Origin of the sequence: Bacillus sp. AY18-3, from assembly GCF_008042305.1 — a bacterium.
In the GTDB taxonomy this organism is placed as follows: Bacteria; Bacillota; Bacilli; order Bacillales; family Bacillaceae_G; genus Bacillus_A; species Bacillus_A wiedmannii.
Genome location: NZ_QKQR01000005.1, coordinates 67,817 through 93,033, shown reverse-complemented (window position 1 = coordinate 93,033; position 25,217 = coordinate 67,817). Strand labels below are relative to the sequence as shown.

The following is a 25,217-nucleotide window of genomic DNA, read 5'->3' as shown; positions in this document are numbered from 1 at the left end:
GTTCAGTTTTCAAAGAACTAAAAGCGGGTGAAGAGAATCGAACTCTCGACCAGAGCTTGGAAGGCTCTTGTTTTACCACTAAACTACACCCGCGTGGTCGGGAAGACAGGATTTGAACCTGCGACCCCCTGGTCCCAAACCAGGTGCTCTACCAAGCTGAGCCACTTCCCGTTATGGCGCGCCCGAGAGGAGTCGAACCCCTAACCTCTTGATCCGTAGTCAAACGCTCTATCCAATTGAGCTACGGGCGCTTATTCATGATGTTTTTTCGTCGTTGTATTTTGGCGACTCAATTATCTTATCATACTACATTTTCAAATGCAAGTACTTTTTTAAAAAGATTTTTTGATGCGGCCGAGAGGACTTGAACCTCCACGGGGTTTCCCCCACTAGGCCCTCAACCTAGCGCGTCTGCCGTTCCGCCACGACCGCGCGGAAAAAACAAAAGTGAGCCATGAAGGATTCGAACCTTCGACCCTCTGATTAAAAGTCAGATGCTCTACCAACTGAGCTAATGGCTCGTAAATGGCTGGGCTAGCTGGATTCGAACCAGCGCATGACGGAGTCAAAGTCCGTTGCCTTACCGCTTGGCTATAGCCCATCGAAATATTTATCTTCTTTTCAAAGACAAATGTTATTGTAACATAATGTCCAATAAAAAACAACTGCCAAATAGCAGAAGTTAAAATGGCGGTCCCGACCGGGGTCGAACCGGCGATCTCCTGCGTGACAGGCAGGCATGTTAACCACTACACCACGGGACCATTTGGTTGCGGGGACAGGATTTGAACCTGCGACCTTCGGGTTATGAGCCCGACGAGCTACCGTGCTGCTCCACCCCGCGATGATACTATTTATATAATTTATATGGTGGAGGATGACGGGATCGAACCGCCGACCCCCTGCTTGTAAGGCAGGTGCTCTCCCAGCTGAGCTAATCCTCCGAAGTGGTGACCCGTACGGGATTCGAACCCGTGTTACCGCCGTGAAAGGGCGGTGTCTTAACCACTTGACCAACGGGCCAGTATGTATGGCAGAGAAGAAGGGATTCGAACCCTCGCACCGCGTTAGCGATCTACTCCCTTAGCAGGGGAGCCCCTTGAGCCACTTGGGTACTTCTCTGTATGGCTCCGCAGGTAGGACTCGAACCTACGACCGATCGGTTAACAGCCGATAGCTCTACCACTGAGCTACTGCGGAATAATAAAGACAATTTGTATCTTATAAAATTTCTTATCGTAAGTCAAGATGTTTTTTCTCAACATCTTGTACAAACGTGACATGTTTATAATATACTGGATTGCGTTTTCACTGTCAAGATGTTTTCTTTATCAGGTTCAGTTTCCCTTTACACTTTCCGCAGACATATCTTTTTGTATTTATTTGACGTCTTCTTACATATTGAAGCAAACAACCCATACATTCATACGTATAAACCTTTTTTTCCTTCTCTTCATTAATTATTCGTTTACAGAAGCGTGGCGCATCAACTTCTTTTAACAATTCACGAAAATCTCTATCCCGGTGCTTATAGCCCCTTCCTGTAATATGTAAGTGATAATGACAAAGCTCATGTTTAATGATTCCGACTAACTCTTCTTTCCCATACATTTCGTAATATCGATAATTCAGTTCAATATTGTGTGTATTCAATAGATAACGTCCACCAGTTGTACGCAACCTACTATTGAACATAGCTCTATGTAAAAATGGCATTCCGAAGTATTGTAGTGATACTTCTTCCACCAGACGCTGTATTTCTTGCTCATCCACTCTCATTCCTCCTAAACTAAAAAATATTTTTACACTTTTCTCCTCCCTTATACATATATTAAATAGTACATATACCCATCCTCATTCAAGAAGCGTGGTTTCTAAAAATATAGCATGAATAGAAATCCACTCACCAACCTCTCATCAATAGTACCTTACATTTTTGAGAGTAGGATTAAACAAGGAGGGATTCCTATGCCTACGTGGCTAAAAAAACAAATGCAACGCGCATATTTTGAAAAAAACCGGTATCAAATTAAATTACTAAATGAATGCTGGTTTTATTATAGCAAAATACATCAAAGCTCATAATCCATTACACGTTTTATCCCATAAAAAAAGAGCAGTTTCATCTGCTCTCTTCTCTTACTATTCAATCGGCAACATGGATAGTGCAACGCGACCTTTTTTCGTATCAATATCATCTACCCATACCTTGACGATTTGTCCGACAGATACAATATCTAACGGATGCTTCACATACTGTTTGCTTAGTTTAGAAATATGTACTAAACCATCTTGTTTTACACCTACATCAACAAAAGCACCAAAATCAACAACGTTACGAACTGTTCCTTCCAGTTCCATACCACGTTTTAAATCTTCTAATTTCAAAATCCCTTTTTTCAGAAGCGGTTTAGGCAACTCATCCCTCATGTCTCGCTCTGGACTAATGAGCGCATCTATAATATCAACTAATGTTGGCTCCCCAACTCCCGTTTCTTGCGATAACTTAGAAATCTCCACTTCTTCTAAGCTCTTTTGTAATTGCAATTGCCCTACGTCATCTTTTGATAACCCTAGACTCTTCAATAACAATTCAACATTTTTATATTGTTCTGGATGAATACCCGTTCGATCTAACGGATTTGCCCCTTCTAATATACGTAAGAAACCTATGCATTGTTCATATGTCTTCGCACCTAGACGCGGTATTTTCTTTAAGTCTGTTCGTTTTGTAAATTTCCCTTCTTCTTCACGCTTTGCCACAATATTTTTCGCAACAGTTTTCGATAAACCCGAAACATATTGCAATAACGCAACTGAAGCTGTATTTACATTCACACCGACTTGGTTAACTGCCGTCTCTACTACAAATGTTAATGATTCATTCAACCTCTTTTGAGATACATCATGTTGGTATTGTCCAACCCCAACTGATTTAGGATCAATCTTCACAAGTTCAGCAAGTGGATCTTGCAGACGTCTCCCAATAGAAACAGCACTTCTTTCTTCAACCTGTAAATTCGGAAATTCCTCACGAGCTAAATCGGAGGCCGAATACACACTCGCACCAGCTTCGTTCACAATAATATAGAAGACTTCTTGTTTCACATTTTGTAATACATCAACTATAAATTCTTCCGATTCTCTAGAAGCTGTACCATTCCCAATCGCAATCATTTCAACTTGATATTTATCTATAATAGAAAGAACTTTCGTTTTTGCATCTTCATATTTACGAACAGGTGGATGCGGATAAATAACATCAATATATAGAACCTTCCCAGTATCATCTACAACAGCTAATTTACAACCCGTTCTATATGCAGGATCTAAAGCTAACACAACCTTTCCTTTCATTGGAGGTTGTAATAACAAATTACGTAAGTTCTCAGAAAAAATATGTATCGCTTGTTCCTCAGCTGTTTCTGTTAATTCTTTTCGAATCTCTCTTTCAATGGAGGATTGAATTAATCGTTTATAACCATCCTCAATTGCTAACTTTACATAATGTGCACTTTTAGAATCGTTATCACGAATTACTCTCTTATATAAGAAAGTTACTATCTCATCTACTGGTGGAACAACAGAAACTCTCAATATATCTTCTTTCTCACCGCGATTCATCGCTAATACACGATGCGGTACTACTTTCTGCAACGGTTCTTCATAACTGTAATACATTTCATATATATTCTTTTCATCTTTCTCTTCATCTTTTACGGACGAAGACATAACACCTTTTCTAAAAGTAACATTCCGAATCCAACTACGATAAGCTGCTTCATCTGAAACGATTTCTGCAATAATGTCTTGGGCACCTTGTAATGCTTCTTCTGCAGATTGCACTTCTTTCTCTGCGTTAATAAACTCCACTGCCTTCTGATTTGGATCTTCTTTCTTATATAACAATAACCATTCAGCTAACGGCTCTAGTCCTTTTTCTTTTGCAATCGTTGCTTTCGTTCTTCTTTTCTCTTTATATGGACGATATAAATCTTCTACTTCTTGCAACTTTACAGCTTTAACAATTTGCTGACGTAACTCTCCTGTCAGTTTCCCCTTCTCATCAATAAGACGAAGAACCTCTTCTTTCCTATCTTCAAGCTGCATCATATATTGCCATCTCTCTAAAATGGTACGAATTTGCACTTCATCTAAAGAGCCTGTCCATTCTTTTCGGTAACGAGCAATAAATGGAACTGTGTTACCTTCTTCTGTTAATTGAATAACATGACGAACTTGCTTTTCGGTAAAGCCTAATTCCTTCACTAACATTTTCATTAACGCTTGTCGATTATCTACCATTTCCATATACAACCGTAACCTCCTCTATAATAAAAAAAAGTTGCCCTGTAAAGAGAGCAACTTAAACTGCCGATTTAAAAATCTATTAGTCCTAAACTAATTTGTAGCGCTTCATCTACACGAATCATCATCACTTCATCTAAGTGAGTGATTTTGTCCGTTAAGCGCTGCTTATCGATTGTTCGAATCTGCTCAAGTAAAATAACAGAATCTCTCTCAAAACCGTACTTTTTCGCATCAATTTCCACATGAGTGGGTAATTTAGCTTTTTGAATCTGTGCAGTAATAGCCGCTACAATCACCGTTGGACTAAAACGATTTCCGATGTCATTTTGAATGACAAGAACCGGACGAACGCCTCCTTGCTCAGAACCAACAACTGGGGAAAGGTCTGCAAAATACACGTCGCCGCGTTTTACAATCAAAATATTACCCCCCGCTAACTAAGCGTTCTACTGTATGAGCTGCTTCATACTCTGCTAAGAAAGCTTCCGATGCAATACCAAGATTAATTTTTCCCATTTCAATGTACCCACGTCGCATTGATTCATGTTGGTAGCGTTTCTTCGTCTTATGTTGACGCAATAACAGTTGTGTTGCCTGGCAAATTAGTTCATGGCGATTCTTATTCTCTTGTTTTCCAATTCCGTCCAATTCCGTTACCATTTGCTTTGGCAACCGAACCACGATTTCAGTAGTTACACTTGATTCGGACACAAAAATACACCTCCACCGTCAACTACACACCCAAATATATATATGACACCTATTGTAATAATACCATTGTATGGAGCCTGTTGCAAAGACTTCCTTATTCCTTGCTTATGTTTTCCAATTCACAAACAAAACATTCATATTCTTTTATTTTTATCTTATTACAAACAAGAAACGAAAGAGTTTCCCAGCAAAATTCACGTTAAATTATGTTAAAAGTAATGATAAGTAAAAAGCTTCTCATCAAAAATGAGCTTATTCTTAACCAATGAACAGTCCTCTCAAATGACAAGAAGCAAACCATACTACCTTCTATATATTGTTCAAATAATTGATTACTTCTACAACCTTGCCGTGCCGTATGAATATTCTCGGCACACGGAAGCTTATCGTTGCAATAATTTCATAATTAATAGTCCCAGAATATTCAGCAACCTCAGTAGCACTAATATACTCATCACCTTGTTTTCCAATGAGTGTAACTTTCGTACCAAGCGGCACTTCACAAGGAAGGTGTATCATGAATTGATCCATTGTTACTCGACCTACAATCGGTACCCTTTTACCATTTATAAGCACTTCGAATCCTTGTAATCTTCTAAGCCATCCATCTGCATATCCAATCGCAACAGTTGCAATCCATTCTTCCGTTTTCGTTCGGTAAGTGACGTTATAACTAATCCCATCCCCTTTAATCACCTGTTTAATATGAGCAACTTTCGTATGCAGTGATAGCGCTGGTTCTAATTTAAACGGTAAAAAAGGGCGTATTTCTACAGACGGGGATAACCCATACATCGCAATGCCAATTCGTACTGCATTAAATGTAATCCCTTGAAAACGTAGCGTTGCAGCACTATTAGCTGTATGGACAAACTTAGGATCCACTCCAAACTCTTTCAACCAACTTAACTGCTGCAAAAATGTGTTATATTGCTTATCAAAGTAAGAAGTCTCCACCTCATCCGCTGTTGCAAAATGTGTATAAACTCCTTCTAGTTCTAAAAATGGCGCACCTTCTAAACTTTTTAAAAACCCTTTTAATTCTTTCCGTTCGCGTATTCCAATTCTCCCCATACCACTATCGAAATTAATATGGTATTTCATTGTAGATGAACCATCCCAAAGTTTGATCGCTTCATCCACCCATTCTTTTTGAAAAACAGTTAATGCTACATCATTTTCAGCAGCTACATTGACATCACGAGGCGGGGAAGGACCTAACACTAAAATCGGCACAGTAATACCAGCCCTTCGAAGCACTAGAGCTTCATCTAAAAAGGCAACCGCTAACCTTGTCGCCCCTGCTTCTAATGCCGTTTTAGCTACCGGTACATAATCGTGTCCATATGCATTCGCCTTGACTACAGCAAAAATCTCTACATCACTTGGAATGAAATCTTTAATGTGTGTAATATTGTTATAGATCGCATCTAAATCCACTTCCACCCAAGTGTCACGGTAAAATGGTGCTTCTTCCATAAATACACTTCCTTATACACGATATGCGAAGCTTATTCTTTTATATGCTTCTTTTATGAAATCCACCCTTCAAACTAAGAAAAGACGTGGTGCACATATATCACCACGTCTAAGAAGTTTACTTCACTTGCTTTTCTGTAACTGAACGAGCAACCATTAATAGCTCCTTCGGCTCTAAACCTTTAGACACGAGCATATATTCTACTCCGTTATGCGACCACGTTAAAGAATCTTTCGTCAATGCCCCAATTGTAAAGCCAAGATCAACCAATTCTCCGCTCACACTTATCGCTGACGAAGCCTCTGCAACTTTTGCCTTTTCTTGTATCAAAGTAAAGGATTTCTTACTTCCAGTGTATGTGAGTATCGCACGCTTGCCACTGTCTGTCTTTAACTCTTTTTCATCTTTCAAAACCATACCTTGCGGCGTATCACGCGGATACAAAATAGCAAATGGTTTGTCTTCTTTCGCTGTTGTTTGAACATCTACTTGCGCTCTAGACATATTTTGTTTCGTATCAAATGCACCTTTATCAAATTTCGCATCAAATTTCACTTTTGAGAAATCTACTTTCACAAGAACATTTTGATCATTATCCATTAACTTCACCGAAACTGGTGTTAAATCACTTTTCTTCAATGTAATCTCTTGTTTCGGCAACATGTTTTGATGTTGATAGTTTGTTTTTGTTTTAAAAATATAATACTTATCTGTTTTTTCAAAAGTAAGGTTTTTCTTATCCTGCAAAATATCTCTCACAAGGGATTCATATAAATAAGCCTGGCTACTATTTTGCGGCCAATCACTTTGGAAACGGAAACTCTTATTAAGTGCTGGCGTTAATACAAATACCCCTTCTTCATTTCTTAAAATAATTTGGCTTTGATCTTTTTTCGCATTCTGCAAATTCACACGATAAAAAGAAGGTTCCTTATGCCATATTTCTACCTTGTACTCCTGAGGCTCATTCCCTGTTTTAATAGATAATTTTGCTTCAGCTTGATAACTTTTCATCCCTTTTACTTTCGCCTCTAAATCTCTCACAACATCATCTTGTTTCTTTTCCATACAACCCGCCAACACAAAAACGGTTAATAAACCGACAAGAACTAAAAACAGACGCCTTTTCATCACTTCAGCCCCTTTGCCCCTATAAATGAATGGAAGATGTACCTTCCTTATCGCTACATCAAATATATGAGACAAAGATATAAAATATGCAGACTAGCGTGACGAGCTTTCTAAAACAACTTGAGCAACAGCAAATTCCTTACTATGACTAATTGATAAATGAACAATATACTCTGTACTTGTAACGAGAATCGGCTTACCTCTATCATCATTCCTTACTTCAATATCTAAAAAACTTACTTCTTTTCCAATACCAGTTCCTACCGCTTTTGAATACGCCTCTTTCGCTGCAAATCTTCCAGCTACAAACTCTGTAAGGCGACTTCCCTTCAGCTCCTTAGCAACATTACGTTCACTTTCAGTTAAAATACGCTCCATAAATTTAAGTTTTCCATCTAGCATTTTTTCAATTCGATTCAATTCAATAATATCGATTCCAATCCCTATAATCATTTCAAAATCCCCTTCTTCTATTTAGCTTTCTTTTTTCATATTGTAAGAATAACAGAGAATCTTTCTGATGCAAAAGGAGTGATACTCACAACATGCTAATACCTTCTGCCCGCATTTCCTTACAACCAATCGTCATCGCTTTACTTCTCATACAATTAGTCATGATTATGTTAGGCGACTTTCTTCTCTTTCCCATGGCATCCTACAATGAATATATCGCTAAAGGAGAATGGTGGCGTCTCATAACTTCCTTACTTGTACATGTAGACTTACAACATTTCCTTTCTAATAGTATTTGTTTATTTGTGCTTGGCTCTTCTATTGAAAAACAACTAGGGCACTTTTCTTTCATCATTATTTTTTTCCTTTCTGGAATTCTTGGAAATATTTCTTCTTATCTCATTATGCCTCTTGAATATATTCATGCCGGGGCATCTGGTGGTATTTTCGGATTGCTAGGTGCACAATTATTTCTATTGTATAGTCGATATCGTTCTTCCAATCCAAGAGACATTGCTATTTTTTCAATCATGATATGTATATTACTACTATTCACTTTCTTCAATCCCTCCGCTAACCCTATAAGCCATTTAACAGGATTGATTATTGGTGGTATTTGCACTCCTTTATTAACAAAAAAATTCGATGGTGCAGAGCTTATTTAATATAAAAGCTCGCACCATCGACAATTTCTACATCTGTTTGTTTACTTAAATCTCTCATTAGTTGAAATAAAGACTCATCCTTCTTCTTCGCTTCAATCATACAATCAATTTGCGGAACACTTCCCTTTATCTTTTTTAAAAAAGATAAAAAAGTATCTACATCAATAAAGTCCGCATGCGCTCTCGGGTCTTTTCCCTCTCTAGGACTAGAAATGTGCATTTTCACTGGTAACAAAGACGATTCCCACGTATGTACAACACGCGCCCAATCTTCATGCCAATCTTCTCGATCATTATTCATCATATGGTGATGCAAATCAAACACGACTGGAATATCTAATTTTTCACCTAAATACAATGTTTCTTCTAAAGAAAAGGTCGTATCATCATTTTCTAATATGACCATCTCTTGGATACTTCTTGGAACACTTGACCAATTTTCTATAAAGCGTTCTAATGCGAGTTCCTTATCTTTATAACCTCCACCCACATGTAATACGCATCGTTGCTTATGTTCAATCCCCATACCTTTTAATAATTTTTTATGCATCTGCAATGTCTTTACAGATTGTTTAAAAATATTCTCTTCAGGTGAATTCAGCACAACGAAATGATCTGGATGAAAATCAATACGCATATTCATTCGAATAGCGTAATCACCTAGTACTTTTAAATTTTCTTTTAAGGGGCGAATATAGTTCCACTCTAACAACTCCTCATGATTCGCTAAAGGAACAAGCTTGGAACTAAGCCGAAAGAAAGATATGTCATGCCCTTTATTATGCTTTAATAACCGTAAACAATTTTCTAAATTCGAATTAGCAATTCTTTCGAGTTTACGAATTGCAGCCTCTCGATCACCAATTCGTTGAAACTGCGCATATGTCATCGTTTGAGATGGAGATGCATTCTTTAAATGTACACTCATCGCAACATATCCAAGTCTTACAAGCATGTAGCACCTCTTTTCTACACAAGTTATTATGTAGTATGTACAATTATAGAAATAAAAAAAGAGAATGCCAGCAAAGGGCATTCTCTTTTTTATTAAGCTTGTGGACGGCTATGATGTTTTCTTTCGCCACGTCCATTTGAAGATCCAGGGCGACCTTGACCTTCACCTTTACGACCACGGCTACCACCATCACGATTGCGATCACGGTTACGGCCATCGCCACCACGGCTACCACCATCACGATTGCGATCGCGGTTACGACCATCGCCACCGCCGCGTCCGTCACGACTACGATTACGGTTACCATCACGGTATCCGCCTCCGTTACCGCCGCGTTTTTTAGAACCGCCACCTCTTGAAACAACTGGTGGTTCTGACGTTAAAGCGATTGGAGTTGTATCTGGCTCTTTTGTCATCATTTTTAAAGCAGCAGCTACTACTGTTACAGAATCATTCTCTTCTAACATTTCTTCTGCAATACGCTTGTAGTATGATAAATTATCATTTTCAATTGTGCTTTGAAGTTTTTCAGCGATTAAACGTTGTTGACCTTCTAATGCCTCGTCAAGTGTCGGTGCTTCCATACGATCAACTTTACGTTTTGTAGTGCGCTCGATATTTTTTAATTGTCCTGATTCACGTGGTGTTACAAATAACATTGCAATACCTTTTTTACCTGCACGGCCAGTACGACCGATACGGTGAACGTATGATTCTGGATCTTGTGGGATATCGAAGTTATATACATGTGTTACGCCTGAAATATCAAGACCACGTGCAGCAACGTCTGTTGCAACAAGAACTTCAATAGCACCTTCTTTAAATTTACGTAATACAGACATACGCTTCGCTTGTGTTAAGTCACCGTGAATACCTTCTGCTGCATAACCACGTAAGTTTAATGCTTCTGATAATTCATCAACACGACGCTTTGTACGACCGAATACGATTGCAAGCTCTGGAGATTGAATATCTAATAAGCGTGTTAACACGTCAAACTTTTTCTTTTCTTGCACTTCTAAATAGAACTGCTGAATGTTTGGCATTGTTACTTCTTTTGCTTTTACTTTAATGTGTTGAGGCTCAGTCATGAAACGCTCAGCAATACGACGGATTGGATCTGGCATTGTCGCTGAGAATAATAATGTTTGATGTGTATCTGGCACATCTGTTAAAATCGCTTCAATATCTTCAATGAAGCCCATGTTTAACATTTCATCCGCTTCATCAAGAACAACTGTCTCTACGTTTTGTAAGCGAAGTGTTTTACGGTTAATATGATCTAAAATACGACCCGGCGTACCAACAATAATGTGTGGGTGTTTTTTTAGAGCACGAATTTGGCGGTTAATATCTTGACCACCATAGATTGGTAAAATACGAACGCGTTTATGTTTACCAATTTTGTACAGCTCTTCTCCAACTTGAATTGCTAATTCACGCGTTGGCGCGATAACAATACCTTGAACTGCTTCTTTATTTGTATCCACTTTATCTAATAGTGGTAATCCGAATGCTGCTGTTTTCCCTGTACCTGTTTGCGCTTGCCCAATAATATCCTTACCTTGCAATGCATGTGGAATTGTTTCAGCTTGAATCGGCGTAGCCTCTTCAAAGCCCATACTTTCAACAGATTGTAGTAAAGACTCACTTAATCCTAATTCTCGAAATGTTGTCAATGTTACTTCTCCTTTTCTATCCTATACTTATCATTTAAAAAAAGGCGTTTTCCGAATTTGCGGAAAAGCCCTTTTCCTGAATGCTCACGTATATAAACGGGCGTATATTCTTCGCGAAAATACTTCTAAACGTTATTACACTTTATCAATTATAAGTTTTGTATGTGCAAAAAGCAAACCCAACTGTTACCTTATTTTCATATTCAGAGTTTTTTTCTTCACTTTTATTTTTTTATATTTACTGTAAGCGCTTATTATAAGTTTCTTCTATTTTCGCATCTATCATCCCTATTTATATACACCAATTATTTCAACATCGTAATTACTTCTTCCAATTTCATGCCGCGAGATGCTTTTATTAATACAACATCTTTCACATCAACTACTGCTTGTAACTCTTTTACTAGCTCCTCTTTATTATCATACGCTTTTACACGCTCAATAGGGAAATTAATTTTCGCTCCTTCAGCAATTTGAGCCCCTAATTTACCATATGTGAACACATATGAGATTTTTGCTGGATCGATTAATTTACCTACCTCATAATGGAATTGTACTTCTTGATCACCAAGTTCTAGCATATCACCAAGTACAACAATTTTTTTAGCAAATCCATCTAAACCATTCATTAGGTGGAACGCTGCTTCCATAGCCGTTGGACTTGCATTATAAGCATCATTGATAATTGTTAAACCACTATTTGTTTTTACAATTTCCATACGCATGCCTGTCATTTGAAGTGTTACTAAACCTTCTTTCATCTCTTCCCACGTTACACCAAAATATTTCGCAATTGCCATTGAAGCAAGCGTATTGTACACGTTGTGTTTTCCTAATACTGGTAAGTAGAATGAAATATTTTCCTCTCTATTCATTTTAAAATGTGTCCCAGTTGCCTGTAATGTTACAGTCGTTGGATAGTAATCATTTGCTCTAGCATCACCAAACGTAACTGTTTCAGCTATTAAATTCATTTCAGGAACACGATTTGTTAATAATGGCTCATCTCCGTTATATACGAATACTCCACCTTCTTGTAATCCTGTCACAATTTCTAATTTCGCTTCAGCAATTGCTTCACGAGAGCCTAAGTCCATTAAATGTGCCTCACCAATGTTCGTAATGATAGCTGCATTTGGACGTGCTAACTTAGATAAGAATTCAATTTCCCCTCGGCTGGACATACCCATCTCTAATACAGCTACTTCTGTATTTTCTTCTAAGTTTAAAATAGTAAGAGGTAACCCAATATGGTTATTAAAGTTTCCTTCTGTTTTTTGAACTTTGAATTTAGTCGCAAGAAGACTTGTTACAATATCTTTTGTAGATGTTTTACCGTTACTCCCTGTCACACCAATAACTTTCACATCCAATTGATTGCGATAGTTTTTCGCTAACATTTGTAATGCTGATAACGTGTCTTCCACAAAAATAACGGGAAGATTCTCAGGTGGATTTGCTACATCTTTCATCCATAATGTCGCCACAGCTCCATTTTCAACGGCTTTATCTACAAAAGCATGTCCATCGAAACGTTCACCTTGAATCGGAACATATAAGTTTCCATTTTCAATTTTTCTCGTATCAATAGAGACTCCTTGTATAGTAATTCCCTCATATTGCTCTGCTAATCCCGTACCATTTACCATCTGTTCTACTTGTTTTAACGTTCGATTTATCATGAGAACACTCCTTACATAGAGGAAGCACTATTCCTGCGAATAGTGCTTCCTCCTTTTTTGTTAGATTGTATATTTAATTTTTTGTTTTTCTTCGTGACGCTCAATCGCTAAACGAATTAGCTCTTCAATTAATTCCGGATACGGTAATCCAGTATGTTGCCATAGTAGAGGGAACATACTAAACGGCGTAAACCCTGGCATCGTATTCACTTCGTTAATATATACTTCTCCGTCTTTCGTTAAGAAGAAATCAGCTCTTGTTAAGCCAGCACTATCTAAAGATTGGAATGCAATAATCGCATCTCGCTTAATGACATTAGACTCTTCTTCTGTCATTTCAGCCGGAATGATTAATGCTGTATCACCATCGATATATTTCGACTTATAATCATAGAAGTCCTTTTTCGGTACGATTTCACCTACAACTGAACATTTCGGTTCATCATTACCTAATACACCAACTTCTACTTCACGTCCAACTATATTTTCTTCTACAATAATTTTGCGGTCAAATTGGAACGCCTCTTCAAATGCATTCTCAAGCTCTTCACGATTTTTACACTTATTAATACCAACACTTGAACCAAGGTTTGCTGGTTTTACGAAGCAAGGATATCCTAAAACTTCTTCTACTTTTTCATATGCTGTTTCACGATCTTTTTCCCATGCACTACGAATAAACGATGCATACTTCGCTTGTTTCAATCCAGCTTCTGCGAAGATGTTTTTCATAACAACTTTATCCATACCAGCAGCAGATGCTAGAACACCATTTCCTACATAAGGAATGTTCATTAATTCTAATAATCCTTGAACCGTTCCATCTTCACCATTTGGTCCATGTAATAATGGGAAAATAACGTCGATAGCGTTTTCCTCAGAAGCTGCAGATGGAATGATTTCTGTGCTTAATGATAACGGAGAAATCGCATTTTCTGCGCCGCTCATTTTTAGAACTTCAACATCTGTTACTTCACCTTCAATACGCTCACCGCGCACCCATTGACCTTGTTCTGTAATATAAATTGGATGAATCTCGAATTTATCTTGATTTAATGCTTTAATAGCAGCAAGAGCCGTTTGTAGCGAAACTTGATGCTCAGCTGATTTTCCACCATATAATAAACCTAATTTAATTTTTGTCACTGAAATCACCCTAACCAATTGTTTTCATTTTTCTATTTTAGCACTTTTTATAAAAATAGGTAGTTCCTATTTGAAATAAAATGTAACTTCCACAAATAATTAAATGACACCACTTATTGGTTTTCTATACTTTTTCTACTTAACTTTCTTCATAAATATACAAAATTAAATTCTAAAATACAGTGAAACTTTAATTAACGAGGGGCCATCCCCACTAATTATCAGCCCGCACCAATCGGACAGTTATCTCCCGCCGAATTTTAAGGTGGAAGTCTTACTGCCCATAAATAGCGGGATAAAATTGTAATCCAATCTAGTTATGTACCTAAAATATGTAGAAATCTCCCCTTTTTGTGTATGTCATCTACTCATTAAGAAGACTGTTTGGTCAGTGTGCCTTTTTGCCTTTGCTCAACGAGACGATCTAAAGAAACATATACAATACCTGCAACTACACATCCTACAGCTAAAATTGTAAATAGAAAGTGGCCAAGTAATCGATCCAATAAAAAACCGCCAAGAAGTGGACCGAATGCGCCTCCTGTAATCCACTGCAAACTGGCAGCTCCCATATAAGTCCCTCTCAAGTGCTCAGGGGCCAAATTCGCTACAAACGTCATCTGTACAGGCGACATAATCATCTCACCTAACGTATATATGGCATAAACGAACAGCAACGTTATTAAAATAATCGTAGCATTTGCATCAAATTCTCCAAACCACTTCGGTAACCATCCTATAAAGAACAAACCAACACCGAACAAACATGCACCATATAACATCGTCTTTCCGACAGGTTTATCTGTGGCCCATTTTGAAATTTGAAATTGGAACAACACAACTAATAGTCCATTTAAAGCCATTAAATATGGATATGGATTGTTAGTTCCAAAAATGCCTTTCATTTCATTATCAAAGTGCAGCGGCAACATGCCCTCTGTTTGAGAAAATCCCATTGAAATAATGATACCTGCTAACAAATAAATCATTAGTGCCTTATCTCTCATTACAATTTTCCAAACCGCCTCTGATTCCTTTTCTTTATTCTCTTCTTTAGTCGCACTCTTTGGCATTGTCTCTTGAATAAGAATGAATACAAGTAATGCATAAAATAACATCGTAGACGAGGCAATAATAAACACAAGGTTCTTCGACAACATAACTACTGAAGCACCCATTATCGGGCCAATTGCAGCACCTATATTGTGCCCCATTCGTAATAAACCATATGCTTCTGTTCTTTTTTCAGGTGCTGTTACATCCGCAACCATTGCTGATGCAGCGGGATGGAATAATGAATTACTGAGCCCTAAAAAAATAGATAAAATAGCATAAGGAATAAATCCTTCTATAAATAAAAAACCTAGCATGAACAAAGCATTACTCACCATTGAAAAAATCATTATTGGCTTTCTTCCATATATATCAGCAATCCTCCCACCAAGAAGAGAACCGAAACTTGCGGCAATCGGAGAAAGTGCCATAATAACCCCTACTTCCAATAACGAATCCACCTTATCTTTTAAATATAGGGCAAAAAAAGGCATCAACATCATCATTGCAATTCCATTTAACGTTTCGCCAATAAACCGAATCCATATGTTTCGGTCCATCTCCCTTAACTCACGCCACGTATTTTTCATACATTCCCCCCTCAGTTCCCCAACAATTATATTATATACACAATCAGAAAAATGTAAATTTTCAGAACAAAAAATCCATCCTAACAGAATTAGAATGGATTTTTCAACTTATAAATTCGCTGCATCTTCTTCGTCTTTACTATTATTTAAAGCACTATGTTTTCGGCTATATAAGAAGTAAACCGCAATACCGATAACCATCCATACCCCAAAACTAATCCAAGCAGTTCCGGATAACTGAAGCATTAAATATAAACAAAAAATCACCGTTAATGCTGGTAAAAATGGTACAAGTGGTGCCTTAAATGCTCTTGGTAAATCCGGATGAGTTCTTCTCATTACAATAACAGCAACAGCTACAAGTGCAAAGGCTGATAAAGTCCCCATATTTACAAGATGCGCTAACACATTTAAATCTATTAATCCTGAAATAAGTGCTGCAATAATTCCTGTTGTCCATGTATTTAAAAATGGTGTTTTAAATTTCGGATGGACTTTAGCAAGGCGCTTCGGCAATAATCCATCTCTACTCATTGCATACGAAACACGTACTTGCCCATACATCATAACTAACATTACTGTTGTGATTCCTGTAATTGCTCCTACTGAAATTACTCCCGCTAAACTATCTTGTCCAATAAATTGAAGTGCAAAAGCAACTGGATCTGATATATTTAACTGTCCGTATGGAACAATTCCTGTCAAAATAAGTGAAACAACAATATAAAGAACCGTACAAATTAATAAAGATGCAATAATGCCAATTGGTAAATCACGTTGTGGACGTTTCACTTCTTCTGCTGCCGTTGAAACTGCATCAAACCCTATGAATGCAAAAAACACTGTAGCAGCTCCAGCCATTACACCATCTAAGCCAAACGGCATAAAAGGTGTCCAATTTTCAGGTTTTACATAATTAAAACCAGCAAAGATAAATATGAGAACAACCGCTAATTTAATAAACACCATAATGTTATTTATTCGTGCACTTTCACGAACACCTCTAGATAAAAGAACTGTCATTACTAAAATAATTAGAACCGCAGGCAAATCAATTATTCCACCCTTTCCTGTACCAGGGGCCGAGGAGAGAATGGTAGGAATATGGATCCCAAATCCCTTTAATAAAGATTGAAAATAAGCGGACCAACCGTTTGCTACAGCAGATGTAGCGAGTAAATACTCAAGCATTAAGTCCCATCCAATTAAAAATGCGAATACCTCTCCCATCGTCGCATATGTGTACGTATACACACTGCCTGAGACAGGAACTGAAGAAGCGAATTCAGCATAACAAAATGCAGCAAAGGCACAGGCTAACGCGGCTATCGCAAATGATAATATAATAGCTGGTCCAGAATGTTTTGCTGCTACCACGCCCGTTAGAACAAAAATACCTGTTCCAACAATTGCCCCGATTCCAAGCATAGTTAAATCCAATGCACCCAATGTTCTTGCTAACGTCTTTTGCTTACTCTCTTGCATTAGCTTTGCAATAGGCTTCTTTTGAAAAATTTGCTTCATAGCATGCTCCTCCAAGTTTTAAATTTTCTGAAAATTTTTAATTCGCTTTTTTATTTTACTCATTGCACTTTCCCCAGTCAATACTTTTGTCGAAATAAGTAGAAATCTTTCGGAACATACAATATCCTTATCATTGTTTCTATATATCTTTCCGTAATTTTTTTGGTATTATTATACATGTCGATTCCACAAAAGAGGCATGCTCACTTATTGAGCATGCCTCTTTTTACCTATTTCACAGTATGTGAACCTTCTTCAATCCAGCTATACATATATTTTTCATCTTCTGTTTCATGTGCTTGCTTTACAATACGAAGCGGACGGAACGTGTCTATCATAACAGCTAGTTCAAGTGTTTCTTTCTTCCCTATACTTCCCTCTGTTTTCCCAGGATGCGGCCCATGAGGAATTCCGCTCGGATGAAGTGTAATAGAACCTTCTTCCACACCTTTCCGGCTCATAAAGTTTCCTTCTACATAGTACAGTACTTCATCACTATTCACGTTACTATGATAATATGGTGCCGGAATAGATTCTGGATGATAGTCGTATAAACGTGGTACAAAAGAACAAATAACGAAATTGTGACCTTCGAACGTTTGATGTACTGGAGGTGGCTGATGAATACGACCTGTGATTGGTTCAAAGTCCTCTACATTAAAGACCCACGGATATAAATAGCCATCCCAACCAACAACATCTAACGGATGGTGCCCTAAAACATGTTTATGCATATAGCCTCGCGACTTTGTCATTACGACAAACTCACCTTTTTGATCATACGTCTCTAATTTTTCAGGACCACGAATATCTCTCTCACAAAACGGACTATGCTCTAACAATTGTCCATATTCATTCCGATAACGACGCGGCGTTGTGATTTGACTATTTGCCTCTACAACAAGAAACTTAGTCTCTCCCTCATCTGGAATAACACGATAAATCGTTCCAATTGGGATTGTTACATAATCACCTTTTCGATAGTGAATCGTTCCAAACATCGTTTCAATTTTCCCTGTTCCGTAATGAACAAATAACATTTCATCACCATCACCATTACGGTAGAAATAGTCCATTTTTTCTGTTGGAGCCACTACTCCAATTAATAAATCCTCATTCCCAAGCATAAAATTCCTTCCGCTTACTGCATCGCCAGTTTTTTTATTTTCTTTCGTGCGAAAATGACGATGAGCAAGAGCTACATCTTCTTCATACTGCAACTGACAAGAATGAGATAATGCCGCATGACCTACTTCCGTTGGCATATAATGATGGTACAAAATAGATTGCGTACCAGAAAAACCTTTTGTTCCCATTACCTGTTCGCGATAAAGCGACCCATCTTTTTTACGGAATTGTACATGTCGTTTATGAGGTAGCTCCCCCATGTGACGATAAAACATGCCCATCACCTGCTTCCATTTCTTTTTTGACTGTATTACGTAACGTACCTAAACCAGTAATCGTAAGTTCTACAACATCCCCATCTTGCAGCCACTCTTCCGTACCCAGTTCTAAAACACAACCGGTTCCTACTGTCCCAGAACCAATCACATCGCCTGGATATAACGTAACGTCTTCCGAAGCACGTTCAATCATTTCAGCAAATGTATAGTAAATATCTTGGAAGTTCCCCTTTGATAATAGCTTTCCATTTACATGAGCAGTCATCTCTAACTCATAACGGTCACCGTTACGATAAACATCCAATTCCTCTTTCGTAACAAGGTGCGCTCCTAATGAAGTTGCAAAATCTTTTCCTTTTGCTGGACCAAGTCCTACCTTCATTTCTGTTGCTTGTAAGTCCCTTGCACTCCAGTCGTTCATAATACAATAACCAAAAATGTATTCCTCTGCTTGCTCACGAGAAATATTTCTTCCTTCTTTCCCAATTACGCAAGCGATCTCTAACTCATAATCAAGCTTTTTAGATTTCTTCGGACCAATTACAAAATCATCTGGACCAATTACAGCACGATGGTTCGTAAAATAAAAAACCGGGATATCGTACCATTCAGGTACAACCTCTAGCCCTCTCCGGCCGCGGGCCGTTTTTACATGCTGTTCAAACGCGTAAAAATCCCGAATACTACTCGGATTAGGAATTGCCGCCGCTAATTGCACTTCCTCTAAGGAATATATACCCTTTTCCGGATTCTCCATATTACGCAATACTTCTACATACTCATCCGCTTTCTCTAAAAAGGCGAACATAGAAGAAGGTAATTTTCCATCACTAGCAAGATTCATATCAATTACTTTGTCACCTTCAAGCCATCCAGCTCGCATTTCTTTCGAAGGAAGACGAAATGTAACAAATTTCATCATGATTCCTCCCTATGAAAATGAAATTTCCACCAGCAAAGAGACTTTTGCTGGTGGATACAAATCTTATAAGTTTCCGCGACGTTCCTGTTCTCTTTCAATTGATTCAAATAATGCTTTAAAGTTCCCTTCTCCAAATCCGCGAGAACCTTTACGTTGAATAATTTCAATAAATAAAGTTGGACGATCTACAATTGGTTTCGTAAAGATTTGTAGTAAGTATCCTTCCTCATCGCGATCTACTAAAATCTTTAATTCTTTTAACCTATCAATTTCTTCATCAATTTTCCCAACTCGCGCACTTAACTCATCATAATAAGTATCAGGTGTATCTAAAAACTCCACGCCATTTTCACGAAGTGCTTCCACTGTTTTAACGATATCGCTTGTTAATAAAGCAAGATGTTGTACACCTGCTCCATTATAGAATTCTAGATATTCTTGAATTTGCGATTTTCTCTTTCCATCTGCTGGCTCGTTAATAGGGAACTTAATACGACTTCCATTTGTCATAACTTTCGACATTAATGCTGAATACTCTGTACTAATATCGTCATCATCAAAATGAATCATTTGTTTAAAGCCCATAACATTCTCATAATAGCTAACCCATTCTTCCATTTTCTCAACATTACCAACTACGTGATCTACAGCAATTAAACCTGACTCTTCAAATGGAATATTAAACTCCACTTGTTGGAATCCTGGCATAAATGTTCCTTTATAATTTTTACGCTCTACAAGCGTGTGAATTGTATCACCATACGTACCAATAACTGCTTTTTTCAGTGTACCGTTCTCGTCTGTTAATTCCACAGGTGGAGCAATTGCAACGGCACCACGTTTCACAGCTTCCGAATATGCTTTGTCAACATCGTCAACAAGTAAAGCAACATCTTTTACACCATCACCATGTGTCTTTACAAATTCTGCGATACGATTATCGCTACTTAAAGCTCCAGACACAACAAAACGCATATTTTTTTGCACAAGAACATAAGATACCTTTTCACGGTTACCAGTTTCTAATCCAGAGTAAGCCACAATTTTGAACCCGAATGCTCTCGCGAGGTAATAACTTGATTGCTTTGCATTTCCTACGTAAAATTCCAAATGATCTACATCACGTACCGGAAAAAAGTCCTCCATTTGTGCAGCTAGCGTATCCATAGATTTTTGTTTCATAAAATCCTCATCCCCCTGTAAATAGATTAAATGGTTCATACTTAAAACCAACCGAAAACGCTTCCAACATCAATTAATAGAAATTAGTTAGCAAGCTAACAAATTCTGACCTTTAAAATTTTCTATCTTTTCTGTCAAATTCCTCTTTTTTTCTTACATATAAAATTCGACTTTTTTCTCTTTACATGACGGAGGGAATATTCATACTTGAAGGTATATAGGAGAGGAAAACAAAAAAGACCCCAACATATTAACTACTTACTAATATGCTAGAGTCTTTATTTTTTTTGAATGATTGTATTTATATGTCTCATACTAATACATTTGCAAGGAATAAAATAAATGATGTTAATACTACCGCTCCACCTAATGATCCTAATAAATCTGTTTTTGTTACTTGTAACACTTGTTCACTGTTCATATTCCTCATTCTCCTTTCATTTTGTATGATTTAAAACTTCTATTATACTAATACACTTGATAGAAATACGATTAATGCCGTTAATACTACTGCTCCACTTGCTGATCCTACGAAATCACCTTTTGTTACTTGTAATACTTGCTCTTTCATATCTTTCATTCTCCCTTCTATTTTCTTTTGTTACAAAACTTCTATTATACTAATACGCTTGATAGAAATACGATTAATGCCGTTAATACTACTGCTCCACTTGCTGATCCTACGAAGTCACCTTTTGTTACTTGTAATACTTGCTCTTTCATTTTGCATTCTCCTCTCTTTTTCTTTTATCACAAAACTTCTATTATACTAATACGCTTGATAGAAATACGATTAATGCCGTTAATACTACTGCTCCACTTGCTGATCCTACGAAGTCACCTTTTGTTACTTGTAATACTTGCTCTTTCATTTTGCATTCTCCTCTCTTTTTCTTTTATTACAAAACTTCTATTATACTAATACGCTTGATAGAAATACGATTAATGCTGTTAATACTACTGCTCCACTTGCTGATCCTACGAAGTCACCTTTTGTTACTTGTAATACTTGCTCTTTCATTTTATGTATCCTCCTTTTTAATAAGTTATCTATATGTAATTTCTAAGAAATGTTTATTTCATAGTTTTTATGTTAGCGTTACATTAAAGTTGTTAACGTAACGTTTGTAACATTAATGTAACATAACTATTGTTACGTTGCAATATAATTACGTAAATTTTATTACACTTTTTTTACGTTTTTTTATAAACACCCTTAAAAACCCTGTTTTAATGCACTTTCTACTAAGTTGACGTTTGTAATGTTATTGTAATATTACAGTCATATAACGAAACACCCTCATACCTACCTCTATTTTTGTTACAAATTAAAGTGCATATTCAAAGTAATAAGATGGCGCCTATCAACTTTTTACTGACGGTTCACGCAAGATAAAATACGATCTTTCCAAGATAAGTTTATATGTTTCCTCTATATAACTATGTATAATAAAAGCAAAGAGGTGGTCATTTTGAAATTAATCGCATTAGATATGGATGGTACGCTACTATCATCTAATCTTGAAATCTCCAAGGAGAACTTACAAGCTATCCAAACTGCAAAAGAGGCTGGTCATATAGTCATGATTTGTTCTGGTCGTGCAAAAGAGGATGCTTTAAAATTATTGGAAGAATATAAACTATCTCTTCCAGTTGGAGCGAGCAATGGGGCAATTGTTTATGTGGATGGAAAAGTAATTAACTCGCGTTGTTTACAAAACGATAAAGTATACAAGCTTGCAAAATTACTAGAATCTGAAGGTTTTCCTTATAAGCTATATACGAATAAAGGAGTTTATTCTCCATATACATGGCAAGATCAAGTCATGCAAGCGTTCGAAGAAAACAAGCATGCACTAGATGTTACACTTGAAGAACTTGAAAGAATTACAGAAAAACAAAAGAAATCAAACTTAATTACTGATTTCCAAAAAATCGAAGATGTTGTAAATAATCCAGAATTAGAAATATCTAAATTCTTCATTTTGACATTTAATGCAGCGCATCGTGCACAGCTATTAAGCATGTTACAAGAAGACACTGACATTTCAGTTACGGCATCAGCTCCTACTAATGTAGAAATTATGGATAAGCACGGTCATAAAGGGAACGGTCTACAAGAAATGGCTGCTTATTTCAATATACCAATTGAAGATACTATTGCGATCGGGGACAACTTTAATGATGTGCCAATGTTACAAGTAGCTGGCTTATCAGTTGCAATGGGAAATGCTGAAGAAGATGTAAAAAAACTATGTGATGTCGTAACATTAACAAATAATGAGCATGGTGTTGCTCACGCAATCGAGAAATTTGTATTGAAACAAACTTCATCTAGTAAATAAAAAAAGGACTCTTTCAATTTGAAAGGGTCCTTTTCTTTTATACATGATGACAAGCAACAAAATGCTCTTCACCAACATTACGGAATTCTGGTACCGTTTGTTTACAAATATCTGTTGCAAACGGGCAACGTGTATGAAAGCGACAACCCGAAGGTGGATTTGCTGGACTTGGAATATCACCCTCTAGTATAATCCGCTCTCGCTTCACTGTTGGATCTGGTATTGGCACAGCTGATAACAATGCTTTTGTATACGGATGCAGTGGGTTCGTAAATAACTCATCACGCGGCGCTGTTTCCACAATCGTTCCTAAATACATAATTCCAATTTTCGTACATAAGTGCTCTACTACGCTTAAATCATGTGAAATGAACAAATAAGATAGTCCCTTTTTCTCCTGTAACTCACTAAATAAATTAATGATCTGTGCTTGAATAGATACATCTAGTGCTGCCACAGGTTCGTCAGCTACTATAAATTCCGGATTTAATACCATAGCTCTTGCGATAACGATACGCTGACGTTGTCCACCAGAAAACTCATGAGGATACCGGTCAATATGATATGGGGCTAAGCCACATAACTCTAATACTTCTGTCACTTTTTCACGAACATTTTCTTTCGTCGCTAGTCCGTGAGCCAACATCGGCTCGCCAAGTGCTTCTCCAATTCTCATTCTCGGATTTAATGAGCTAAATGGATCTTGAAACACAAGCTGCATATTAGGACGATGTTTTCTCAATTCCTCTTTTGATAGAGAATGAACATCGTGTCCTTTAAACTTCACTTCTCCCTCCGTTTTTTGAACGAGACGTAAAATTGTTTTTCCTATCGTCGTTTTTCCGCTTCCTGATTCACCAACGAGACCGAACACTTCGCCTTTATTAATAGTAAAACTTACTCCATCAACTGCTTTCACATGTCCAATCGTTCTACTAAATATGCCGCCTTTAATTGGGAAATATGTTTTTAAGTTTTTTACTTCTAATAATGGTTCACTCATTGTCCCGCACGCTCCTCGTATAACCAGCAAGCTACTTTATGATTCTCATCATGTACATTCAGATTTGGCGCTTCTTCTTTACATATTTCCATACAATGCTCACAACGACCGCTAAAGTAGCAAAATTCATCCAAACCAACTAAATTAGGAACCTGCCCTGGAATAGAATATAATTTATCTATTCGTTTTCCCATCACTGGTTTTGATTTCAACAACCCTTTCGTATACGGGTGTTTCGGATTTTGGAATATTTCTAGTACTGGTGCCTCTTCAATAACTTTCCCGCCATACATAACGACAACGTAATCAGCCATCTCAGCTACAACGCCTAAATCATGTGTAATTAATAAAATGGATGTTTTAAATTCTTCTTTTACTTGTCTTAATAAGTCTAATATTTGAGCTTGAATCGTAACATCAAGAGCCGTTGTCGGTTCATCCGCAATTAATAACTTCGGATTACAACTAAGTGCAACAGCAATCATAATACGTTGTAACATGCCACCACTCAGTTCGTGCGGATAAGAATGGACGATTTCATCCGCACGAGCTATACCAACTTTACGAATTAACTCAATTGCCTTCTTATACGCTTCATTTTTGCTAAGTAATTCATGCTCTCTTAACGTCTCTACAATTTGTTCACCTACAGTGAAGACAGGATTTAGCGATGTCATCGGTTCTTGGAAAATCATCGCAATATCATTTCCTCGTAAACTACGAAGCTCTCTCTCTTTCATTCCTAAAAGACTTTTTCCTTCATATAAGATATCTCCACCTACTACACTGCCTGATTCAGCAATAAGTCCCATAATAGATAAAGCTGTTACACTTTTCCCGCAACCCGATTCGCCTACAACACAAACCGTTTCACCTTCTCGAACTGTAAAACTAACATGATTCACAGCCTTTACTGTTCCTTCTTCTGTCTGAAAGTGTGTTTGTAAGTCTTTCAGCTCTACTACCGCTTTACTCATAC

26 protein-coding genes and 12 tRNA genes are annotated in these 25,217 nt (G+C 37.4%); 3 read left to right on the top strand and 35 right to left on the bottom strand.

Annotated features, from left to right (window positions below):
* Positions 1-22 precede the first annotated feature (22 nt).
* The 13 genes from DM800_RS05125 to DM800_RS05065 all read right to left on the bottom strand — a co-directional run bounded on the left by DM800_RS05125 (position 23) and on the right by DM800_RS05065 (position 1,773).
* Positions 23-93, bottom strand: a tRNA-Gly gene (locus DM800_RS05125).
* A 1-nt stretch (position 94) separates the two neighbouring features.
* Positions 95-171, bottom strand: a tRNA-Pro gene (locus tag DM800_RS05120).
* 3 nt (positions 172-174) lie between these two features.
* Positions 175-251: transfer RNA gene (locus tag DM800_RS05115), tRNA-Arg, on the bottom strand.
* 98 nt (positions 252-349) lie between these two features.
* Positions 350-432, bottom strand: a tRNA-Leu gene (locus tag DM800_RS05110).
* 16 nt (positions 433-448) lie between these two features.
* A tRNA-Lys gene (locus DM800_RS05105) sits at positions 449-521 on the bottom strand.
* Between the two features lie 5 nt (positions 522-526).
* Positions 527-601: transfer RNA gene (locus tag DM800_RS05100), tRNA-Gln, on the bottom strand.
* Between the two features lie 87 nt (positions 602-688).
* A tRNA-Asp gene (locus DM800_RS05095) sits at positions 689-764 on the bottom strand.
* Positions 765-767: 3 nt separating this feature from the next.
* Positions 768-844 (bottom strand) — tRNA-Met (locus DM800_RS05090).
* 24 nt (positions 845-868) lie between these two features.
* Positions 869-944: transfer RNA gene (locus DM800_RS05085), tRNA-Val, on the bottom strand.
* A gap of 4 nt (positions 945-948) precedes the next feature.
* Positions 949-1,023: transfer RNA gene (locus tag DM800_RS05080), tRNA-Glu, on the bottom strand.
* Between the two features lie 8 nt (positions 1,024-1,031).
* A tRNA-Ser gene (locus DM800_RS05075) sits at positions 1,032-1,122 on the bottom strand.
* 3 nt (positions 1,123-1,125) lie between these two features.
* Positions 1,126-1,200 (bottom strand) — tRNA-Asn (locus DM800_RS05070).
* Positions 1,201-1,314: 114 nt separating this feature from the next.
* Positions 1,315-1,773 carry a SprT family protein gene (locus DM800_RS05065; protein ID WP_000344252.1) on the bottom strand — a complete coding sequence of 153 codons (459 nt, stop codon included), beginning with the start codon at positions 1,771-1,773 and terminating at the stop codon, positions 1,315-1,317.
* A 195-nt stretch (positions 1,774-1,968) separates the two neighbouring features.
* Here DM800_RS05065 and cmpA point away from each other — a divergent pair, with 195 nt between their 5' ends.
* A complete protein-coding gene (gene cmpA, locus DM800_RS05060) occupies positions 1,969-2,085 on the top strand; it encodes a cortex morphogenetic protein CmpA (protein WP_001143642.1) in 117 nt (38 codons plus the stop codon).
* Positions 2,086-2,142: 57 nt separating this feature from the next.
* Here the strand turns inward: cmpA and DM800_RS05055 are convergent, their stop codons facing one another.
* The 6 genes from DM800_RS05055 to acpS all read right to left on the bottom strand — a co-directional run bounded on the left by DM800_RS05055 (position 2,143) and on the right by acpS (position 8,086).
* Entirely contained in the window at positions 2,143-4,311 is a 2,169-nt protein-coding gene (locus DM800_RS05055; RefSeq protein ID WP_000426248.1) for a Tex family protein, read from the bottom strand.
* Positions 4,312-4,379: 68 nt separating this feature from the next.
* A complete protein-coding gene (gene ndoA / locus DM800_RS05050) occupies positions 4,380-4,730 on the bottom strand; it encodes a type II toxin-antitoxin system endoribonuclease NdoA (protein ID WP_000635963.1) in 351 nt (116 codons plus the stop codon).
* Positions 4,731-4,734: 4 nt separating this feature from the next.
* Positions 4,735-5,022 carry an antitoxin EndoAI gene (locus DM800_RS05045; RefSeq protein WP_000004570.1) on the bottom strand — a complete coding sequence of 96 codons (288 nt, stop codon included), beginning with the start codon at positions 5,020-5,022 and terminating at the stop codon, positions 4,735-4,737.
* A gap of 309 nt (positions 5,023-5,331) precedes the next feature.
* Positions 5,332-6,501 carry an alanine racemase gene (gene alr / locus DM800_RS05040; RefSeq protein ID WP_000390587.1) on the bottom strand — a complete coding sequence of 390 codons (1,170 nt, stop codon included), beginning with the start codon at positions 6,499-6,501 and terminating at the stop codon, positions 5,332-5,334.
* Between the two features lie 118 nt (positions 6,502-6,619).
* A complete protein-coding gene (locus tag DM800_RS05035; protein WP_002096914.1) occupies positions 6,620-7,570 on the bottom strand; it encodes a LolA family protein in 951 nt (316 codons plus the stop codon).
* A gap of 156 nt (positions 7,571-7,726) precedes the next feature.
* Positions 7,727-8,086, bottom strand: a complete 360-nt coding sequence (acpS, locus tag DM800_RS05030) for a holo-ACP synthase (RefSeq protein ID WP_147786531.1) — start codon at positions 8,084-8,086, stop codon at positions 7,727-7,729.
* A 92-nt stretch (positions 8,087-8,178) separates the two neighbouring features.
* Here acpS and DM800_RS05025 point away from each other — a divergent pair, with 92 nt between their 5' ends.
* A complete protein-coding gene (locus DM800_RS05025) occupies positions 8,179-8,751 on the top strand; it encodes a rhomboid family intramembrane serine protease (protein WP_000906923.1) in 573 nt (190 codons plus the stop codon).
* On the opposite strand, the gene uvsE is transcribed toward DM800_RS05025, so the two are convergent.
* The 14 genes from uvsE to DM800_RS04955 all read right to left on the bottom strand — a co-directional run bounded on the left by uvsE (position 8,744) and on the right by DM800_RS04955 (position 21,911).
* Positions 8,744-9,706, bottom strand: a complete 963-nt coding sequence (gene uvsE, locus DM800_RS05020; RefSeq protein WP_048542883.1) for a UV DNA damage repair endonuclease UvsE — start codon at positions 9,704-9,706, stop codon at positions 8,744-8,746. The genes DM800_RS05025 and uvsE overlap by 8 nt on opposite strands.
* Before the next feature lie 92 nt (positions 9,707-9,798).
* A complete protein-coding gene (gene cshA / locus DM800_RS05015; RefSeq protein ID WP_000206596.1) occupies positions 9,799-11,385 on the bottom strand; it encodes a degradosome RNA helicase CshA in 1,587 nt (528 codons plus the stop codon).
* 305 nt (positions 11,386-11,690) lie between these two features.
* Positions 11,691-13,067, bottom strand: coding sequence for a UDP-N-acetylmuramoyl-tripeptide--D-alanyl-D-alanine ligase (murF, locus tag DM800_RS05010; protein ID WP_088121136.1), 1,377 nt, complete (start codon positions 13,065-13,067; stop codon positions 11,691-11,693).
* A gap of 60 nt (positions 13,068-13,127) precedes the next feature.
* On the bottom strand, positions 13,128-14,213 hold the full coding sequence (locus DM800_RS05005; RefSeq protein WP_088121135.1) for a D-alanine--D-alanine ligase: 1,086 nt from the start codon (positions 14,211-14,213) through the stop codon (positions 13,128-13,130).
* A gap of 371 nt (positions 14,214-14,584) precedes the next feature.
* Positions 14,585-15,856, bottom strand: a complete 1,272-nt coding sequence (locus tag DM800_RS05000; RefSeq protein WP_048542888.1) for an MDR family MFS transporter — start codon at positions 15,854-15,856, stop codon at positions 14,585-14,587.
* A gap of 108 nt (positions 15,857-15,964) precedes the next feature.
* A complete protein-coding gene (locus tag DM800_RS04995) occupies positions 15,965-17,380 on the bottom strand; it encodes a branched-chain amino acid transporter BcaP (protein ID WP_000809356.1) in 1,416 nt (471 codons plus the stop codon).
* A gap of 230 nt (positions 17,381-17,610) precedes the next feature.
* A complete protein-coding gene (locus DM800_RS04990; RefSeq protein WP_048542891.1) occupies positions 17,611-18,783 on the bottom strand; it encodes a homogentisate 1,2-dioxygenase in 1,173 nt (390 codons plus the stop codon).
* Positions 18,749-19,705 carry a fumarylacetoacetate hydrolase family protein gene (locus DM800_RS04985; protein WP_000674024.1) on the bottom strand — a complete coding sequence of 319 codons (957 nt, stop codon included), beginning with the start codon at positions 19,703-19,705 and terminating at the stop codon, positions 18,749-18,751. The genes DM800_RS04990 and DM800_RS04985 overlap by 35 nt, the downstream gene beginning before the upstream one ends.
* A 66-nt stretch (positions 19,706-19,771) precedes the next feature.
* Positions 19,772-20,890, bottom strand: a complete 1,119-nt coding sequence (gene hppD, locus DM800_RS04980) for a 4-hydroxyphenylpyruvate dioxygenase (protein ID WP_000810916.1) — start codon at positions 20,888-20,890, stop codon at positions 19,772-19,774.
* 310 nt (positions 20,891-21,200) lie between these two features.
* Positions 21,201-21,311: a DUF3948 family protein gene (locus tag DM800_RS04975; RefSeq protein WP_001083700.1), complete on the bottom strand. Its 111-nt coding sequence runs from the start codon at positions 21,309-21,311 to the stop codon at positions 21,201-21,203.
* Positions 21,312-21,353: 42 nt separating this feature from the next.
* On the bottom strand, positions 21,354-21,470 hold the full coding sequence (locus tag DM800_RS04970) for a DUF3948 family protein (protein WP_000654250.1): 117 nt from the start codon (positions 21,468-21,470) through the stop codon (positions 21,354-21,356).
* A 35-nt stretch (positions 21,471-21,505) separates the two neighbouring features.
* Positions 21,506-21,613, bottom strand: a complete 108-nt coding sequence (locus tag DM800_RS04965; RefSeq protein ID WP_000664237.1) for a DUF3948 family protein — start codon at positions 21,611-21,613, stop codon at positions 21,506-21,508.
* 41 nt (positions 21,614-21,654) lie between these two features.
* Positions 21,655-21,762, bottom strand: a complete 108-nt coding sequence (locus DM800_RS04960) for a DUF3948 family protein (protein ID WP_000664237.1) — start codon at positions 21,760-21,762, stop codon at positions 21,655-21,657.
* 41 nt (positions 21,763-21,803) lie between these two features.
* Positions 21,804-21,911, bottom strand: a complete 108-nt coding sequence (locus DM800_RS04955) for a DUF3948 family protein (RefSeq protein ID WP_000664237.1) — start codon at positions 21,909-21,911, stop codon at positions 21,804-21,806.
* 451 nt (positions 21,912-22,362) lie between these two features.
* Here DM800_RS04955 and DM800_RS04950 point away from each other — a divergent pair, with 451 nt between their 5' ends.
* Positions 22,363-23,235 (top strand): Cof-type HAD-IIB family hydrolase, encoded by an 873-nt coding sequence (locus DM800_RS04950; protein ID WP_000766409.1) that lies wholly within the window; start codon positions 22,363-22,365, stop codon positions 23,233-23,235.
* Positions 23,236-23,272: 37 nt separating this feature from the next.
* Here the strand turns inward: DM800_RS04950 and DM800_RS04945 are convergent, their stop codons facing one another.
* Both DM800_RS04945 and DM800_RS04940 read right to left on the bottom strand, forming a co-directional pair.
* Positions 23,273-24,238, bottom strand: coding sequence for an ABC transporter ATP-binding protein (locus DM800_RS04945; RefSeq protein ID WP_001294493.1), 966 nt, complete (start codon positions 24,236-24,238; stop codon positions 23,273-23,275).
* Positions 24,235-25,215: an ABC transporter ATP-binding protein gene (locus tag DM800_RS04940; RefSeq protein WP_147786530.1), complete on the bottom strand. Its 981-nt coding sequence runs from the start codon at positions 25,213-25,215 to the stop codon at positions 24,235-24,237. The genes DM800_RS04945 and DM800_RS04940 overlap by 4 nt, the downstream gene beginning before the upstream one ends.
* Positions 25,216-25,217: the final 2 nt, after the last annotated feature.

Excerpts from the sequence above, each read along its gene's own strand:
- DM800_RS05055 (WP_000426248.1), bottom strand. The coding sequence starts at position 4,311 with ATGGAAATGGTAGATAATCGACAAGCGTTAATGAAAATGTTAGTGAAG.
- DM800_RS05000 (WP_048542888.1), bottom strand. The coding sequence starts at position 15,856 with ATGAAAAATACGTGGCGTGAGTTAAGGGAGATGGACCGAAACATATGG.
- DM800_RS04970 (WP_000654250.1), bottom strand. The coding sequence starts at position 21,470 with ATGAAAGATATGAAAGAGCAAGTATTACAAGTAACAAAAGGTGATTTC.
- DM800_RS05035 (WP_002096914.1), bottom strand. The coding sequence starts at position 7,570 with ATGGAAAAGAAACAAGATGATGTTGTGAGAGATTTAGAGGCGAAAGTA.
- DM800_RS04995 (WP_000809356.1), bottom strand. The coding sequence starts at position 17,380 with ATGAAGCAAATTTTTCAAAAGAAGCCTATTGCAAAGCTAATGCAAGAG.
- DM800_RS04960 (WP_000664237.1), bottom strand. The coding sequence starts at position 21,762 with ATGAAAGAGCAAGTATTACAAGTAACAAAAGGTGACTTCGTAGGATCA.
- DM800_RS05025 (WP_000906923.1), top strand. The coding sequence starts at position 8,179 with ATGCTAATACCTTCTGCCCGCATTTCCTTACAACCAATCGTCATCGCT.
- DM800_RS04975 (WP_001083700.1), bottom strand. The coding sequence starts at position 21,311 with ATGAACAGTGAACAAGTGTTACAAGTAACAAAAACAGATTTATTAGGA.
- cmpA (WP_001143642.1), top strand. The coding sequence starts at position 1,969 with ATGCCTACGTGGCTAAAAAAACAAATGCAACGCGCATATTTTGAAAAA.
- DM800_RS04985 (WP_000674024.1), bottom strand. The coding sequence starts at position 19,705 with ATGAAATTTGTTACATTTCGTCTTCCTTCGAAAGAAATGCGAGCTGGA.
- uvsE (WP_048542883.1), bottom strand. The coding sequence starts at position 9,706 with ATGCTTGTAAGACTTGGATATGTTGCGATGAGTGTACATTTAAAGAAT.
- DM800_RS04965 (WP_000664237.1), bottom strand. The coding sequence starts at position 21,613 with ATGAAAGAGCAAGTATTACAAGTAACAAAAGGTGACTTCGTAGGATCA.
- DM800_RS04955 (WP_000664237.1), bottom strand. The coding sequence starts at position 21,911 with ATGAAAGAGCAAGTATTACAAGTAACAAAAGGTGACTTCGTAGGATCA.
- alr (WP_000390587.1), bottom strand. The coding sequence starts at position 6,501 with ATGGAAGAAGCACCATTTTACCGTGACACTTGGGTGGAAGTGGATTTA.
- acpS (WP_147786531.1), bottom strand. The coding sequence starts at position 8,086 with ATGATTATAGGGATTGGAATCGATATTATTGAATTGAATCGAATTGAA.
- DM800_RS04990 (WP_048542891.1), bottom strand. The coding sequence starts at position 18,783 with ATGTTTTATCGTCACATGGGGGAGCTACCTCATAAACGACATGTACAA.
- hppD (WP_000810916.1), bottom strand. The coding sequence starts at position 20,890 with ATGAAACAAAAATCTATGGATACGCTAGCTGCACAAATGGAGGACTTT.
- murF (WP_088121136.1), bottom strand. The coding sequence starts at position 13,067 with ATGATAAATCGAACGTTAAAACAAGTAGAACAGATGGTAAATGGTACG.
- DM800_RS04945 (WP_001294493.1), bottom strand. The coding sequence starts at position 24,238 with ATGAGTGAACCATTATTAGAAGTAAAAAACTTAAAAACATATTTCCCA.
- DM800_RS04940 (WP_147786530.1), bottom strand. The coding sequence starts at position 25,215 with ATGAGTAAAGCGGTAGTAGAGCTGAAAGACTTACAAACACACTTTCAG.